Source organism: Pararhizobium sp. A13, from assembly GCF_040126305.1.
Classification (GTDB): Bacteria; Pseudomonadota; Alphaproteobacteria; order Rhizobiales; family Rhizobiaceae; genus Pararhizobium.
Genome location: NZ_CP149510.1, coordinates 3,972,879 through 3,989,008, shown reverse-complemented (window position 1 = coordinate 3,989,008; position 16,130 = coordinate 3,972,879). Strand labels below are relative to the sequence as shown.

At 61.7% G+C, this 16,130-nt stretch carries 13 protein-coding genes; 8 read left to right on the top strand and 5 right to left on the bottom strand.

Annotation, left to right across the window (positions count from 1 at the left end; translation table 11 throughout):
• The first annotated feature begins 2 nt into the window (after positions 1-2).
• Genes WI754_RS19490 through WI754_RS19480 form a run of 3 tightly spaced genes read left to right on the top strand, consistent with a single transcriptional unit; the run spans position 3 to position 2,572 of the window.
• Complete coding sequence (locus WI754_RS19490) at positions 3-704, top strand: FkbM family methyltransferase (RefSeq protein ID WP_349435082.1); 702 nt, start codon at positions 3-5, stop codon at positions 702-704.
• 13 nt (positions 705-717) lie between these two features.
• Entirely contained in the window at positions 718-1,542 is an 825-nt protein-coding gene (locus WI754_RS19485) for a glycosyltransferase family 2 protein (RefSeq protein WP_349435081.1), read from the top strand.
• A 7-nt stretch (positions 1,543-1,549) separates the two neighbouring features.
• Complete coding sequence (locus tag WI754_RS19480) at positions 1,550-2,572, top strand: glycosyltransferase (RefSeq protein ID WP_349435080.1); 1,023 nt, start codon at positions 1,550-1,552, stop codon at positions 2,570-2,572.
• A 197-nt stretch (positions 2,573-2,769) separates the two neighbouring features.
• Here WI754_RS19480 and WI754_RS19475 read toward each other — a convergent pair whose 3' ends face one another.
• Together WI754_RS19475 and greA are read right to left on the bottom strand one after the other, a co-directional pair.
• Positions 2,770-3,840: a glycosyltransferase family 4 protein gene (locus tag WI754_RS19475; protein WP_349435079.1), complete on the bottom strand. Its 1,071-nt coding sequence runs from the start codon at positions 3,838-3,840 to the stop codon at positions 2,770-2,772.
• Positions 3,841-4,028: 188 nt separating this feature from the next.
• On the bottom strand, positions 4,029-4,505 hold the full coding sequence (greA, locus tag WI754_RS19470; protein WP_113004174.1) for a transcription elongation factor GreA: 477 nt from the start codon (positions 4,503-4,505) through the stop codon (positions 4,029-4,031).
• 250 nt (positions 4,506-4,755) lie between these two features.
• Between greA and WI754_RS19465 the strand changes: the two genes are divergently transcribed.
• Both WI754_RS19465 and WI754_RS19460 read left to right on the top strand, forming a co-directional pair.
• Positions 4,756-5,052, top strand: a complete 297-nt coding sequence (locus WI754_RS19465; RefSeq protein ID WP_349435078.1) for a hypothetical protein — start codon at positions 4,756-4,758, stop codon at positions 5,050-5,052.
• 184 nt (positions 5,053-5,236) lie between these two features.
• Positions 5,237-6,655 carry an MFS transporter gene (locus WI754_RS19460; protein ID WP_349437879.1) on the top strand — a complete coding sequence of 473 codons (1,419 nt, stop codon included), beginning with the start codon at positions 5,237-5,239 and terminating at the stop codon, positions 6,653-6,655.
• Between the two features lie 44 nt (positions 6,656-6,699).
• Here WI754_RS19460 and carB read toward each other — a convergent pair whose 3' ends face one another.
• Positions 6,700-10,194 carry a carbamoyl-phosphate synthase large subunit gene (gene carB / locus WI754_RS19455; protein WP_349435077.1) on the bottom strand — a complete coding sequence of 1,165 codons (3,495 nt, stop codon included), beginning with the start codon at positions 10,192-10,194 and terminating at the stop codon, positions 6,700-6,702.
• 327 nt (positions 10,195-10,521) lie between these two features.
• On the opposite strand from carB, the gene WI754_RS19450 reads away from it, so the two are divergent.
• Positions 10,522-11,511: a threo-3-hydroxy-L-aspartate ammonia-lyase gene (locus WI754_RS19450; RefSeq protein ID WP_349437878.1), complete on the top strand. Its 990-nt coding sequence runs from the start codon at positions 10,522-10,524 to the stop codon at positions 11,509-11,511.
• A gap of 79 nt (positions 11,512-11,590) precedes the next feature.
• Here WI754_RS19450 and WI754_RS19445 read toward each other — a convergent pair whose 3' ends face one another.
• The gene (locus WI754_RS19445; RefSeq protein ID WP_349435076.1) at positions 11,591-13,000 is read right to left on the bottom strand and encodes an adenylate/guanylate cyclase domain-containing protein; all 1,410 of its coding nucleotides are present in this window, start codon (positions 12,998-13,000) and stop codon (positions 11,591-11,593) included.
• A gap of 539 nt (positions 13,001-13,539) precedes the next feature.
• On the opposite strand from WI754_RS19445, the gene WI754_RS19440 reads away from it, so the two are divergent.
• On the top strand, positions 13,540-14,643 hold the full coding sequence (locus WI754_RS19440) for an HlyD family secretion protein (protein WP_349435075.1): 1,104 nt from the start codon (positions 13,540-13,542) through the stop codon (positions 14,641-14,643).
• Positions 14,633-15,679, top strand: a complete 1,047-nt coding sequence (locus WI754_RS19435; protein WP_349435074.1) for a DUF2955 domain-containing protein — start codon at positions 14,633-14,635, stop codon at positions 15,677-15,679. The genes WI754_RS19440 and WI754_RS19435 overlap by 11 nt, the downstream gene beginning before the upstream one ends.
• A gap of 59 nt (positions 15,680-15,738) precedes the next feature.
• Here the strand turns inward: WI754_RS19435 and WI754_RS19430 are convergent, their stop codons facing one another.
• The gene (locus tag WI754_RS19430; protein WP_349435073.1) at positions 15,739-16,101 is read right to left on the bottom strand and encodes a helix-turn-helix domain-containing protein; all 363 of its coding nucleotides are present in this window, start codon (positions 16,099-16,101) and stop codon (positions 15,739-15,741) included.
• Between the last annotated feature and the right edge of the window lie 29 nt (positions 16,102-16,130).

Here is a 16,130-nt window from a genome sequence, read left to right as displayed (position 1 = left end):
TTTTGAAAAGACTGCTGCGATCGCTGCGCAAGAGCTTCCGGTATATGTTCAACGTGCGCACCGTCCGGCTGGGCGGAGTTGCGATCGACACGACCGTCGGTCATATTCCTGAAAACGTCCGGGAACTGATCTTTCGCGAAGTCTACGAAGACACCGAGCGCGACCTGATCGGCAAGATTCTGAAACCCGGCATGCGCACGCTTGAAATCGGCACCGGCATCGGCTTCGTCAGCCTGGTTGCCGCCCGCATCTGCGGCGAAGCCAATGTCTTCTGCTATGAGGCCAATCCCGATCTCGAGCAGACAATCCGGCGGAATTTCGGCCTGAACGGCATGACGCCGAACCTTACCATGCGCGCAGTCACCATCGACGGCGCACCGATCGCCTTCTTCAAGAGTGACAATATCATCTCCTCCAGCCTCTACGATCGCAAGCGCGACGACAAGCAGATCGTGGTCGAAAGCGAGGCTCTCTCCGACGTTCTTGCAAAGCACGATCCTGCTGCATTGATCATGGACGTCGAGGGCGCCGAAATCCAGCTGCTGGCTGTCGACCTGAAAAACGTCGCCGACATCATCGTCGAACTGCACCCGCACATCGTCGGCGAGGATGCGATCGCGGCGCTGGTTTCCAACTTGAAGAGCCGCGGCTACGTCATGCTGAGCAATAACCGCAAGACCTCCCATTTCGGCCGCGCGGCCTGAAGGGCACTCCTCCATGCCATCGAAGCTTCCGATTTCCGCATTCATCATCTGCCTGAACGAGGAAGCCTATCTCGGCAATTGCATCGAAAGCCTGGGAGCCTGCGCGGAAATCGTCATCGTCGATTCCGGCTCCACGGATGGCACGGCGGTGCTGGTGCAGTCCTATATCGACAAGGGCTGGCCGATCCGTTTCCTGTTCGAAGCCTGGCGCGGCTATGCCGGACAGAAGCAGTTCGCACTCGACCAGTGCGGAGAGCCGTGGTGCCTGAACATCGACGCCGACGAGCGGCTGGACCAACCCTTGCAGGCTTTGCTCCCGTCGCTTCTTGAGGCGCCGGAGGATACAGTCGGTTGGCGTGTTGCCCGTCGACCCTATCTGATCGGCTACGGCTATACGCCGGACAAGGTGCGCGAGCGCAAGAACCTGCGGCTGATCCGCAAGGGAAGGGGCGCCTACGATCTTTCCCAAAAGGTCCACGAAGGCATCGTGCCGGACGGCAAGGTCGAGGCGGCGGCGACCGGAAGCCTCTTGCACTACCGGCCGCTTGTTATCGACGAACAGATCCTCAAGGAAAACAAATATTCGACGCTGAAGGCCGACCAGCAGTTTACGGCCGGCAAGCCGCCGCGCGCCTACAAGATGATCCTCAGCCCGCCGCTCTATTTCCTGCGGCTCTATTTCCGCAACGGCCTTTGGCGCTGCGGTTTTCCCGGCTTCATCGAGGCGGCGACCGGAGGCATGTACGCCTTTCTGACGGCGGCAAAGATCTACCAGCGGCATGCGCTCAAGCGCCGGCCGAATTTCGACGACATGGAGCGCGCACGGCGCGGCAAATGAGGACGGCATGAAGGTTATGCACTATCACTTCGGCAAGGACGGCGGCGCCGAGCGCTTCTTCGTCCACCTCGTCAATGCGCTTGCCCGGCGCGGCGTCGAGCAGACCGCCGTCATCCGTCCGAACCGCCTGTGGCGCAAGGACATCGAGCCGCATGCCCGGCTGATCGAAAGTAATTTTCGCAACCTGTCGCCGGACCGCATCCTGCTGCCTTTGAAAGTCAAGCACCTGGCGCGCCGCGAAAGGCCGGATGCGCTGTTTTCCTGGGCAACCCGGGCAAGCCGCCTGATGCCGAATTACAAGGGCTGCATCAAGATCTCGCGGCTCGGCGACTACCCGACCAATCTCAGCTATTTCAAGAACACCGACGTGCTCGTCTGCAACACACCGGGGATCGGCGAACATGTGCGCAGGATCGGCTGGAAGCGCGGTGTGGAGGTGATATCCAACTTCACCAATACCGAGCGGGTCAAGCCGATCGACCGCAAAAGCGTCGATACGCCGGAAAACGCGCCGGTCGTCATGTCGATGGGCCGCTTTGTGCCGCGCAAGGGTTTTGCGCTGCTGACGGAAGCGGTGGCGAAGCTGCCGGGCGTCTATCTCTGGCTTGCCGGCGATGGCGAGGAGATGGAGAATGTCCGCAAACTCGCCGCCGATCTCGGCGTCACCGACCGCGTGCGGTTCCTCGGCTGGCAGAAGGATACGCGCCCTTACGTGGCGGCCGCCGATATCTTCGTCATGCCGTCGAGCCATGAGCCGCTCGGCAACGTCATTCTCGAAGCCTGGGCACAGCAGAAGCCGGTCGTTTCCAGCCGTTCGGAGGGACCGACCTGGTTCATGCGTGACGGTGAAAACGGCCTTCTCGTCGATATCGGCGATACCGAGGGTTTCAGCCGGGCGATCGAACGATTGATCAACGACAGACATCTCGCCGATCGCGTCGCCTTGGGCGGCCACGAGACCCTGATGGGGCAGTTTTCCGAGGAGGCGGTCGCCAACGCCTATCTCGAACTGTTCAAGCGCAAGCCTTAGATTTATTACGGTTTCCGGTTGAATGGCCCCGTTATGGTATGGCCAATGCCCATCACCCTAGCCCTCTCCCTCTCCCCACAAGCGGTGAGAGGGGATTTGCCCGGAGTTTGCCGCTTGTTCCTTCTCCCGGTCTGACGGGGGGAAGGTTCCCAATAGGGCGGATGACGGGCCGGCAGCGCAGGAAGGTTTTGAGGCGATCAACCGCAAACCGTATCGGTCAGAAGCGCCTCGTAGATGGCGCCGATACTCGACGCTTCGCCCTGAATGCTGAACGTCGCGGTGGCGCGGGCGAGCCCGCGTTCGCCGGCCAGCCGCGCCCGTTCGGGATTGTCCATGAACACGGCGGCGGCCTCCAACATTTCCGTCAGCGCGTTTGCCGGAATGAGGATGCCGGTTTCCTCCGCACCGGTCACCAGCAATTCCGGGAAGGCGCCGACATCGGCCGCCACGACGGGAACCTTTGTCGCCATCGCTTCAAGCGGCGTCAGCCCGAAACCTTCCCAGCGCTGCGGGGCGATGAACAGGTCGAGCGCCCGGTACCAATCCGGAATATTGGTATGCTCGCCGACGAAGAGGATGCGGTCAGCGAGACCGGCCCGCTTGACCTTTTCCTTCAGCTCATTTTCGAACGAAACATGCGTTGGCGTGGCGCGACCGGCAACGATGGCGATCCAGTCCGGCCGTTGCGGCAGCAGGCCGATCATGCTGTCGACGAAGAGATCCGTACCCTTCTGATGGCGCACCCGGCCGAAACAGCCGGCGATCTTCTTGTCAGCGGGCAGGCCGAGCACGGCCTTCACCGCGGCCTTGTCCTTGCCGGGAAAAAAACGCTGCGTGTCGATGCCGTGCATGATCGTTGTGCTCGGGACCTCGAGATAGGCGGCGGTGCGGTTGCTGGTGGCGATCACCGCGTCCATCCGGCGGATCAGGAACTTGCTCCAGCCCGAATGTTTGCGCTGCGAGGCGGAGGTGAAGACGATCTTGAGCTTCATTCGCAGGATATCGCGCAGCACGATCGCTGGCAGCATTTCGACATTGCGGCGCGCATGCCAGACCCGCAGCGCCCGGTTTTTCGGCCGACCCCACAGCCGAAGCAACGCGGAATAGCCGATATGCGGCAAATCAGCCGGCAAGCCGGGGCCGAGCGTTGCCACCTTCTGGCCGAGCGCGCGCTGTATCGGAACAAGCTGGATGATCGTCGAGGTGACGCCGGAAAGGCGGCGCTTGAAATTCGGTGCGATGATCTCGACGGCGCTGATGTCTTCCACGCTTGCGTGCCCTTGTTCGTCTGCTACAGCGCCGCGCGTCTTTCAGACGCGCAAAGGACGCTGTAACGCTTTGATCTGCTGCATAATTTTCCTTAAATCGATTCCGATTTAAGGAAAATGCAGTAACAGAAAAAGCCCGGAAGGCAGCTTTACGGGCCGTCCGGGCTTTCAGTGCAATATGCCGGGGATCAGCCCCAGTTGATCGCGAGGATTTCGTAGGCTTTCGAGCCGCCGGGAGCGACGACTTCGATCGAATCGCCGACTTCCTTGCCGATCAGCGCGCGGGCAATGGGCGAGGAAATGGAGATGCGGCCCTGCTTCACGTCGGCTTCCTGGTCGCCGACGATCTGGTAGGTCTTGTTTTCTTCGGTATCCTCGTCGACCAGCTTCACGGTCGCGCCGAACTTGATCTTCGAGCCGGACATCTTCGACAGGTCGATGACTTCGGCGCGCGCGACGTAATCCTCGAGTTCGCCGATGCGGCCTTCATTGTGGCTCTGGGCTTCCTTGGCAGCATGATACTCCGCATTTTCCGAAAGGTCGCCATGGGCGCGCGCTTCGGAAATAGCTTCGATGATCCGCGGGCGCTCTTCCTGCTGACGCCAGCGCAGCTCTTCCTGCAGCTTGACGAACCCGCTCTGAGTCATCGGCACTTTATCGACCATTTCACTGTCCTTCATAGTCCGCACTGAGCCCTCAAAAGGCGGGTTCGGCGCAAAAGAAAACGGTCACCGGAGCGTTAACTCCGGAACCGTCAGAAACATTTGAACGACGCTTATAGCAGAAAGCGGAGTGAAAAAGCCAGATTATTCGGAGGAGGGTGCACGCCCGGAAAGGCATATCTTGCTGCGAAGCCGGCCAAGGGGGAACAATATCGAGGTATGATCGTTGGTTCTGCAAGACAAGGATCGGACCATGCCACACCCATCACCGGAACATCTTGAAGGCAGGCTCAACGCGCACCGAAAACTCTTCATTGCGCTGACGGCGTTCATCGCCGCGACCGCAGAGGGTAGGGCGTTCCTCGAGAGCCTCGCAGAGGATAGCGAAACCGTATCCGATCACGAGGAGGATCCGGGCATCGAGCCCGATGACGGCTTCGCGATCCAGCAGATCGCCGACGACGAGACACAATCGATCATCAAAGCGGGGTTGTCGCGCGCGCAGGCTACCGAAAGCCAGGAGCAGCGGCGCAGGGACATCGCGCCGTGAAACGAGGACACGAGATCCTGCCGATCATCGGCGGATATTGATCGGTCCGCCCGCAAGCGGCAAAAAATTGCCGCCGCTCGCAAATAGAGCTTTACCTCAACTGCACTTGAGGTTGTAACAGTCATGCTTCTTTGCTGGAGACGGAAGCATGACGACCGATGACATCCCTTACATCGAAGAGCAGATGGCTGCTCCGCCTGTTGAATTCTCAGCCGGATGGGCTGAACTTCTGCGGCCGCGCTATTTGATATCGACGATCACGCTTTGCCTCGGCGTGGCCCTCTTCGCCTTCAATGAATTCTTCATCTCGACGGCGCTGCCGACGGCTGTCGAGGATCTCGGCGGCGCCGCTCTCCTGTCCTGGGCTTTCACCCTCTATCTCGTCTTCGCCATCATTGGCGGCATGGCGGCCGCCAATCTGAAGCAGCGGTTCGGAGCGCGAACCACGCTTCTTGTGTCTGCAACCATCTTCATCGCCGGCACCGTGTCCGCAACTTTGGCCACCGACATGACGCAGGTTCTTGCCGGGCGCCTCCTGCAAGGGGCGGGCGAGGGCATTGTCGCCGCGCTCTGCTATGCGCTCATCCCTGAGCTCTTTCCGCCGCGTCTCGTGCCGAAAGTGTTCGGCGCCGAAGCGATCGTCTGGGCACTGGCCGCATTCTCCGGACCGCTGGTTGCCGGTGGCCTGACGGAGCATTTCTCCTGGCGCGCCGCTTTTTTCGTCAGCATTCCGGTGGCTGCCATCTTCATTCTTTTGGTGTTGTGCATCGTTCCACACGGTGTCTCAGGTCTGCAGAAGGCGCCGTCCATCCCGTTCGCACGATTGGCCGCGGCTGGCTTCGGCATCCTGATGATCTCGCTTTCCGGCGCGGTTGGCAGCACGGCGCCGATGGCTTTGCTGCTGGCCGGCGCCGCGATCGTTCTCATGGCCGTCGTCTATCTCGACCGCCGCTCGGCGAACCCGGTGCTGCCGAAGGCTGCCTTCACCGTGCGCAAAGCATTGGGCACGGGCCTGTGGGTCATCCTGCTGATGCCGCTTGCCCAGGCGGCCGGGTCGGTCTTCCTCGTCTATAGCCTGCAGCACCTATGGCAGCTCGGACCGACCGCGGCCGGCGCCTTGAGCGCCGTGATGGCGATCTCCTGGAGCCTCACCGCGATCGTCGTTGCCAGCCTGCCATCCCTTGCGCTGCGCAACCGGATCATGCTGGCGGGGCCGGTTCTGCTTCTCGCAGGTCTGGCGGCGGTCATGGCCGCGATCGACTCGGGCAGGCTCTGGCTGGTCCTGCCGGGACAGGTGCTGATCGGTGCCGGGTTCGGCACCTCATGGGGCACGCTCAGCCAGTTGATGATGGATGTGTCCACCGATACCGAACGCGACCGGACCTCGGCCATGCTACCGACCCTTCAATCGGCCGGCTATGCCATCGGCGCCGCCTTTTTCGGTCTCATCGCCAATGTCATGGGTTTTGGCGAAGCAGCATCGGCCGAAACGATCCGCCAGGCGATGCTCGTCGTCTTCGTCACCGGATGTGGGATCGCGGCGGTGTCGGTCTTCTTCGGAATGAGGACGGGAACCCTTGCGCGCAGGCAAGCCCAGTTCTGAGACGGGGGATAGAGAAGCGGCGCCCGCAGGCGCCGCACAAACCATCAATCCTGGAAATAGCTCTGCAGTGTCCGCACCTCGAGGCTTCCGGCCTTCAGCGCCTTGATCGCACGGGCTGCGGCTTCGGCGCCGGCCATGGTCGTGTAATAGGGCACCTTCTGCATCAGCGTTGCGCGGCGCAGCGATTTCGAATCCGAGATCGCCTTGTTGCTGTCCGTCGTGTTGATGACGAGGTGGACCTGGCGGTTGCGGATGGCGTCCTCGATGTGCGGACGGCCTTCCTGGACCTTGTTGATCTTGGTGGCTGTGATGCCGTTTTCGCCGAGGAAGCGGGCGGTGCCGCCGGTTGCCAGCACCTTGAAGCCGATGTCGGTGAGGTGACGGATGGCGGGCAGGACGCGCTCCTTGTCCTCGTCGCGTACCGAGACGAACACCGTGCCTTCACGCGGCAGGTCGACGCCGGCGCCGAGCTGTGCCTTGGCGAAGGCGAGGGCAAAATCCGTGTCGAGACCGATGACCTCGCCGGTCGAGCGCATTTCCGGCCCGAGCAGGATGTCGACGCCGGGGAAGCGGGCGAAGGGGAACACGGCTTCCTTGACGGCGATATGCTTCAGGTTGCGCGGGTCCGGCTTCTTGCCATAGGCGGCGATCGCGTCATCGAGCTTTTCGCCGGCCATGATGCGGGCGGCGATCTTGGCGATCGGCGCGCCGATCGTCTTCGCCACGAACGGCACGGTGCGCGAGGCGCGCGGGTTAACTTCGAGAACGTAGATCGTGCCGTCCTTGATGGCGTACTGCACGTTCATCAGGCCGCCGACCTTGAGGGCCTTGGCCATCGCCTTGGTCTGGCGTTCCAGTTCGTCGACAATCTCGTCGGACAGCGTGTAGACCGGCAGCGAGCAGGCACTGTCGCCGGAGTGGATGCCGGCCTCTTCGATATGCTCCATGATGCCGGAAACGAAGACCGTCTCGCCGTCTGAGAGCGCATCGACGTCCACCTCGACCGCATTGTTCAGATAGCTGTCGAACAGAAGCGGGTTCTTGCCGAGCAGCGTGTTGATCTGGCCTGTCTTGTCGTTAGGGTAGCGCTGCTTGATGTCTTCCGGCACCAGTTCCGGCACGGTGTCGAGCAGGTAGGTCTGCAGCATCGATTCCGAATGGATGATTTGCATGGCCCGGCCACCGAGGACATACGAAGGGCGCACGACCAGCGGGAAGCCGATCTCCGAAGCGACGAGGCGGGCCTGTTCGACCGAATAGGCGATGCCGTTGTTCGGCTGGTTGAGGTCGAGCTTCTGCAGGAGCTTCTGGAACCGGTCGCGGTCTTCGGCAAGATCGATCATGTCGGGTGCGGTGCCGAGGATGGGGATGCCGTTCTTTTCCAGTGCTTCTGCGAGCTTCAGCGGCGTCTGGCCGCCGAACTGAACGATGACGCCGACCAGGGTGCCGTTTTCCTGCTCGGCACGCATGATCTCGATCACGTCTTCGGCCGTCAGCGGCTCGAAATAGAGCCGGTCGGAGGTGTCGTAATCGGTCGAGACTGTTTCCGGGTTGCAGTTGACCATGATCGCCTCATAGCCGGCGTCCTTCAGCGCGAAGGCGGCATGACAGCAGCAATAGTCGAACTCGATGCCCTGGCCGATGCGGTTCGGACCGCCGCCGAGGATGACCACCTTCTTGCGGTCGGAAATCTGTGCTTCGGAACGGGCCGCACCGTTGAAGGGCGTCTCGTAGGTCGAATACATATAGGCCGTCGGCGAGGCGAATTCGGCGGCGCAGGTGTCGATGCGCTTGTAGACCGGGCGCACGTTCAGCCTGTTGCGCATTTCGGCGACTTCCTTCGGCCGCTTGGCCGAAAGCGTCGCCAGCCGCGCGTCGGAGAAACCCATGGCCTTCAGCATGCGCAGGTTTTCTGCGTCTTCCGGCAGGCCGTGCTCGCGCACGCGCGCTTCCATGTCGATGATCGCCTTGAACTGGGCGATGAACCACGGATCGATCTTCGAGCCGTCATGCACATCGGCCTCGCTCATGCCCATGCGCAGGGCCTGGGCGACCATGCGCAAGCGGTCCGGCGTCGGCGTGCCGATCGCAGCCCGGATGGCGTTGTGATTGTCGCCATTGTCTTTTTCGAGGCCGGGGATCTCGATTTCGTCGAGGCCGGTGAGCCCGGTTTCCAGGCCTCGCAGCGCCTTCTGCAGCGATTCGGCAAAGGTGCGGCCGATTGCCATGACCTCGCCGACCGACTTCATCGCTGTCGTCAGCGTCGTGCCGGCGCCCGGGAATTTCTCGAAGGCGAAGCGCGGGATCTTGGTGACGACATAGTCGATCGAAGGCTCGAACGAGGCCGGCGTCGCGCCGCCGGTGATGTCGTTGTCGAGTTCGTCCAGCGTATAGCCGACGGCGAGCTTGGCTGCGACCTTGGCGATCGGGAAGCCGGTCGCCTTCGATGCGAGTGCGGAGGAGCGCGACACGCGCGGGTTCATCTCGATGACGACGAGGCGGCCATTCTCGGGATTGACGGCGAACTGCACGTTCGAGCCGCCGGTTTCGACACCGATCTCGCGCAGCACCGCGATCGAGGCGTTGCGCATGATCTGGTATTCTTTGTCGGTGAGCGTGAGCGCTGGGGCGACGGTGATCGAATCGCCGGTATGCACGCCCATCGGGTCGATGTTCTCGATCGAGCAGATGATGATGCAGTTGTCCGCCGTGTCGCGGACCACTTCCATCTCGTATTCCTTCCAGCCGAGCACCGATTCCTCGATCAGAACTTCGGTCGTGGGGGAGGCGTCGAGGCCGGAATTGACGATCTCGAAGAATTCCGAGCGGTTGTAGGCGATGCCGCCGCCGGTGCCGCCCATGGTGAAGGAGGGTCGGATGATCGTCGGCAGGCCGATCTCGTCGAGCGCCTGCGCGGCCACCGCCATCGCATGGCTCATATAGCGCTGTTTGCGGTCGGTCTCGCCGAGGTTCCAGTGGTTTTCGAGTTCGTCCAGCGCCTTGTCGAGTTCGGCGCCGGTCAGCTGCGCCTTTACCTTGGCGCGTTCCGCCTCATGAACCTTGCGATCGTGATCCTTGATTTCGGTGGCATTGGCGAGCATCGACTTCGGCGTTTCGAGGCCGATGCGCTTCATCGCCTCGCGAAACAGCGCCCGGTCTTCCGCCATGTCGATCGCGGCGGGCTTGGCGCCGATCATCTCGACATTGTAGCGGTCGAGAACGCCCATCCGCTTCAGCGACAGCGCGGTGTTCAGCGCCGTCTGACCGCCCATGGTCGGAAGCAGCGCGTCCGGTCGTTCCTTGGCGATGATCTTGGCGACGACCTCAGGCGTGATCGGCTCGACATAGGTCGCATCGGCCAGGTTCGGATCGGTCATGATCGTCGCCGGGTTGGAGTTGACCAGGATGACCCGGTAGCCCTCTTCCTTCAGCGCCTTGCAGGCCTGCGTGCCGGAATAGTCGAATTCGCAAGCCTGGCCGATGACGATCGGACCCGCGCCGATGATGAGGATCGATTTGATGTCTTGGCGCTTTGGCATGGTCTCTATCCGCTTTTCAGCTTGCGCGAAAAACCGGCCAGGGTGGGAGATCACCGGCCGGGGCGCGCATGCTTGGTCTTTTCAGGCTAGAAGCGGCTTATAGGGAAATGTGTGAGGGAGCGGAACCCCGAAAATGCGAGAATGGACAGGAAAAATGGCGAGTGCGGTTGCGGCTGCTCGCCGGTTCTCTTTATCGGGCTTGATCCATGCTGGAAAAGGGCGGTGGATATTGTCACGGTCCGGGTAAGCGACGCTTTTGCCGCTTCTGTTCTCCTTGCACTCCAGCCTTCTCAACTCGATAGTATCGATGATCTGGCGGAGACTGACATGACCAACTCATCGGCATCCATTTCGTTACGCATCCCGACATTCGACGACGTCCGGACCGCGCAGATACGTATTTCCGGTGCAGCGCACCGCACGCCCGTCCTGACATCGCGAACCGCGGATGGGGTGACGCAGGCGACCCTCTTCTTCAAAGCAGAAAATATGCAGCGGGGCGGCGCATTCAAATTCCGTGGCGCTTATAACGCGATCGCTGCCTTGGACGCATCTGCACGGCAAAACGGCGTCGTTGCGTACTCGTCCGGCAATCACGCGCAGGCACTCGCCTATGCCGCAAAGCTCCAGGGTGTTTCGGCCGCAATCGTTATGCCGCAGGATGCGCCGGAGATTAAAGTGGCGGCTACCAAAGGTTACGGTGCCGAGGTCATTTTTTATGACCGATACACGGACGATCGCGAAGAAATAAGCCGCCGCCTTGCTGCCGAGCGCGGCGCGACGCTCATTCCACCTTATGACCATCCGGATGTGATTGCCGGACAGGGCACGGCCGCGCTCGAACTGATCGAGGAGGTTGGAGAGATCGATATGCTTGTCGTGCCCCTCGGAGGCGGCGGCTTGCTTGCCGGCAGCGCGCTGAGCGCCGCCGCGTTGTCACCCGGTTGCGCTATTGTCGGCGTCGAACCGGAGGCAGGTAACGACGGTCAGCAATCATTGCGCAAAGGTGAGATCGTCCATATTCCGGTGCCGAAATCCATCGCGGACGGCGCGATCGTCACCCACATCGGCGTCCATAACTTTGCCATCCTGAAAGGCACGGTCGATGAGATCGTGACGGTTACCGATGCGCAGCTGGTCGACACCATGCGGTTCTTCGCCGAGCGCATGAAGATCATTGTAGAGCCGACCGGCTGTCTGGCCGCGGCGGCGGTCATGCATGGGGCCATTGCCTGTGCCGGCAAGCGCGTAGGCGTCCTGTTGAGCGGTGGTAATGTCGATCTGAAAACGTTCAACATGCTCCTGGGCAGCGACTGAGCTCCAGCGTTTACGAGACCGGCCTACGGCATGCGAGAGCCGGCCAGCTATCGAAATGCTGTGGCCGGACCTCGATCGCTCACGGGATCGTAAAAATGTTGATCTGGTCGGTAATGCCGCGCAATGCCACATTGTGCGATATCGGCGTCACGCCGGACTCCGTCAGGAGGTGGAAGGCGCGAGGATCGTCCAGAACGGAGCCGGTGGCGAAGATCTCGCGGGACGTTGCGAGATGCTGGACGCGAGAAGCTATGTTCACCGTCTGGCCGAAATAGTCCTGTCGCTCGTTCAGGCTTACCGCAATGCATGGCCCTTCGTGGATGCCGATTTTCAAAAGCAGGTCCTCGCTGCCGCGTTCCTCGTTGAGCTGGCGCATCGCGTCGCGCATCCGCATGGCTGCCGCAACCGCCCGGTCGGGCGTCGGAAAGGTGGCCATCACGGCGTCGCCGATCGTCTTGACGACGGCACCGGCCTCGGCGCTCACAATCTCGTGCAAGATGGTGAAATGCGTCTTCACCAGATCGAAAGCCGCAAGATCGCCGACGCGCTCGTAGAGTTCGGTCGAGCCACGCAGATCGGTGAAGAGGAAGGTGAGGCTGGTGATCTTCAGCCGCTGGTCCACGTCGATCGTGTCGGTGCGGTAGATGTCGCGGAACGTCTGATTGGTGAGCAGGCGTTTCGCCGTCAGAAACGGGCGGCGGCGGCCGAGCAGGCCGTGCAGCGCATCGTTTGCCAGGCACACGGACGGCAGGGTGCGGACCTCGGTGTGATTTTCCACCATGATGCGCACGGGGCCGGGCCGCAGCTCCAGCGTTTCGCGGTGCTGGAATCCGCGGTCGAAGACGAGCGAAAGGGTGGTTCGTTCCTTCGTCGGCTCGCCCTTCACGTCGATGAACTGCGCCGCATGCGTCACCGGTTCGAAGACCATGACGAAGCCCTCCGGCAACTGCAGCGAGATGACGGCCTTTTCGCCCGGTGGCAGTTCGAGCGCCTCGAGAATGAACTCGTCGACCTTTGTCTCGTAATCTTCCTCGGGCATGTCGATGCCCGAGCCCCAGTAGATCTGGCGGAAATACTCGAGCGGCGGCAGTTCGTGGGGATTATGGGCTTCGATGTGGCGCACGCGCGGATTGACCGTGAAGGTCACTTCGACCATCTCGTCGAGCGTCGGCTCGTAACCGGCGGCGCAGAGTGCACAGGTATATTCGTCGTTCTGCACGGTCTTGAGCGAGGTATTGGCATCGAGCACGCCACCACATCCGGGACAAAGCACGTTCCACGACATCTCGAACAGGCCGAGCCGCGACGCATGCAGGAACCCGTTGATCGACTGCTCCTCGTCGAGCCCCTCGCTGGCGGCGAACGCCAGGGCATTCACACGGCCGAGCTTGCGGTCCGGCGCGTCATGGACGAGTCGCTCGATGGCATCGACAATGTCCGGCTTTGCCGATTGGCGCAGCGTTGCGAATAAAGACTGAGCTTCACTCATCCGGGCAGTCTACACCAAATCCGATGTGCGGACAGCGTTTGCTTTGGGCTTGCCGTGCCTTTTTGCGGACTGTGTTTGCGAAGCGGCGTTCCGATGTTGAGTAGATCGAACGCGCCCGACCTCGGTCCTCTACCGCCGTTCAGCAAGTGGAGCGCGCTCCGACGAAGGCCGGCCTCCCAGCGCAGGTTTTGAACGTCGGTTCTGTTTTCACCGCGAGGGCGGCACAGAAGTACAACCAGCGGAAACGGACGCGGCCAAAATTCAACGTGCCTTCGCGGACGGCGCGTATATTAAATTCATGTTTTACCTTATAATATCATCGTTGGCCGAGCAGATTGAGTGGCGGGCTTGGTGCCATTTTGGGGGAGTTGGGAAATGTCAGGTAATTTCTGGGAGAATATCCACGCCCTGTTCATCCACGGCGCCCGCGTGGTCTACTCTGGCGATACGGCTGCTCCCGGCGCGTGACAATCCTCGGTCATTCCGAGGCAGGCGTTGCGCAGGGCCAAGCTCTTCTTCACCGTTCAAAGGAAAACGACGTGGCGTCCGACGAGCAATCAACCGAGCCCGTAGCGGCTGAACCAACCGGCAATCCCCTGCGCAAGGTGGCGCTGATCATCGTCCTGGTGGCGGCCTTCCTGTTCGTCCTTTCTATTTTCATGGAACGACGGACGCCGTCGTCTTCCCAAGCCCTCGTTCAGGCCTATGTCGTCGGCATCGCGTCCGAAGTGGCCGGACGGGTTGTCGAGGTCAACGTGACGGACAATTCCCGCGTCGAGCCGGATCAGGTCCTGTTCCGGATCGATCCGAGCCGCTATCAGATCGCGGTTGCCGAGGCGGAAGCGGCCCTTGCCCGTGTTGGCCAGACCATCGGCGCTTCAACGGCGACCGTCGATGCAGTTCAGGCACAGCTTGTCGAGGCGAAGGCCAACCGCGACAATCTGAGCGATATCGCGGCGCGCGCTGATACGCTGTGGAAACGCGGCGTCTATGCAAAAGCGCAGTACGACGAAGCGAAATCCGAGTTCGATCAGGCCGAAGCATCGGTCAAGGCGGCCGAGGCGGAACTCGTTAGAGCGCAGGAAGAGCTGGGTCCGGCGGGCAATGACAATCCGCAGCTCAGGGAGGCTCTGGCCGCGCTGGAGCGGGCTCACCTCGATCTCTTGCGGACCACCGTCCGCGCGCCCTCGACGGGTGTCGTCACCAACCTTCAGCTATCGATCGGCAAGGTCGTCAGCGTCGGACAGGCGGCGATGACGTTCATCGATATCGGGACGGTCTGGATCGCAGCGGCGTTCAAGGAAAACAGCCTCGAGAATGTGGCAGTCAACAACACCGCGGAAGTTCTTTTCGACGCCTTGCCGGGGAAATTGTTCTCAGCCAAGGTCGAAAGCGTCGGCCTCGGCGTATCGCAGAGCAACACTGACCCGAACACCGGCCTTCCGACGATCCGGGAGGACAGCGGTTGGATCAGGGAGCCGCAGCTTTTCCCCGTCCGTCTGATCCTCGATGATCCTCATCCCAAGGGCGTGCGCTACGGATCGCAGGCGACTGTCGTCATCTATACCGGCGATAATCCCGTGACGAATGCCTGGGGCTACTTCTGGATTCGTGTTCTTTCGGTCCTGACCTATGCCGGCTGACGAACGCCCCAGTAACGCGGATGCCGAGGCAGTTGCCGAACAGTGGCGCAAGGGCATGCGGGTTGCGCTTGCGGTCTCGTTCGGCTTCACGGCTTCGGTGGCGCTCGGGGCGATCATCCCGTTTCTCGGGCCGCTGTTTGGCGCCCAGTTCTTGCTGTCGAGTTCCAGGCCCATGCCGCTTGGCAAGACGGTGGGAATGGCCGTACTGATCCTCGTGGCCGGTGCGTTCTTCATGGTCCTGACAGGCTTGTTCCAGGATCGGCCGTTCACCTTTCTCATGCTGCTTGGACTGATCTATTTCTGCTCCTTCCTGGCGCAGGCGCTGGGCAAGGGTGGGCCGGCCAGCTTCCTCGTGCTGGTGGTGGCAATCATCGTACCACTGCTTCGCGTCCTCAACATCGAACTTGCGAATTCCATCCTGTCCATCCTCGTCACCGGCGTCCTGACCGGCGCGGGCCTGACATGGCTTGCGCATGCGATCGTGCCGGAAACAGCGGTTGAAACACCTCAACCGCAACAGGGGAGTGCGCAGGCACATCCCTATCTGCGCGCGCTTGCCAACGCGGCGATCCTGCTCTCGACCGTTGCGATCTGCCTCACCAACAATGAGTTGGGTGCCGCCATGGTCATCCCGATCACCGTGGCATCGCTGCTGGGCCAGCTGGATATCGTCTCAAGCGGCCGCGCAGCACTTGGCCTCGTCATCGTCAACCTGTTCGGTGGGATCGTGGCCTCCGTCGCCTATGCTGTCTTGACTGTCCGCCCCAACCTGTTGTTCATGTTTGTCATCGTGCTTGTCGTCGCACTCGTCTTCGGCGGACGCGCAGCCGCGCGGTCGCGCGACGCGAAGATATACGCCGGCGCGCTGACGACGTTCCTCATCCTGTTCGGCCTCGGCGTGTCGCCGCTGCCGGGAAGTGCGGCGGAATCCTTTGCGACACGCATTCTCTACGTCGCAGCCGCAATCCTCTACGCATTCGTTACGGCAGGTTTGCTCTGGACCCGACATGAGGCCAAGCCGAGCCGCGCCTTGTGAACAGGGCGGGCCCGTTCGAGGAGATTTTCGGCGTAGTCAACGACGTCAGCGCCGGCCGGCTAGGCGGCCGTGCCGAGCTTCTGCACCGGTGCCCGGGCCAGATCGATCCGGTCGTCCTCCCTGTCCGCCCACCAGTCGCCCAGCGCGTCGATCAGCGGCACAAGCCTGAGACCGGACGCCGTCAGATCATAGTCGACACGCAGCGGGTAGCCGGCATAGGCGGTGCGCCGGACAATCCCCGCGACCTCCAGCTTGCGCAACTCCAGCGCCAGCATGCGGTGCGACAGCGTCGGGTTGTCGCGCCTCAGATCGCTGAAGCGCTTCGTGCCGTCCTTCAGATAATAGAGCAGCAGCGTCGGCCAGCGGCCGCTGAGCACACGCATGACCTCTTCGATCGGGCAGTTGGAGACGACGTCTTTCATGAGGCGGTCCTGGTTACAAAATAGTGCGT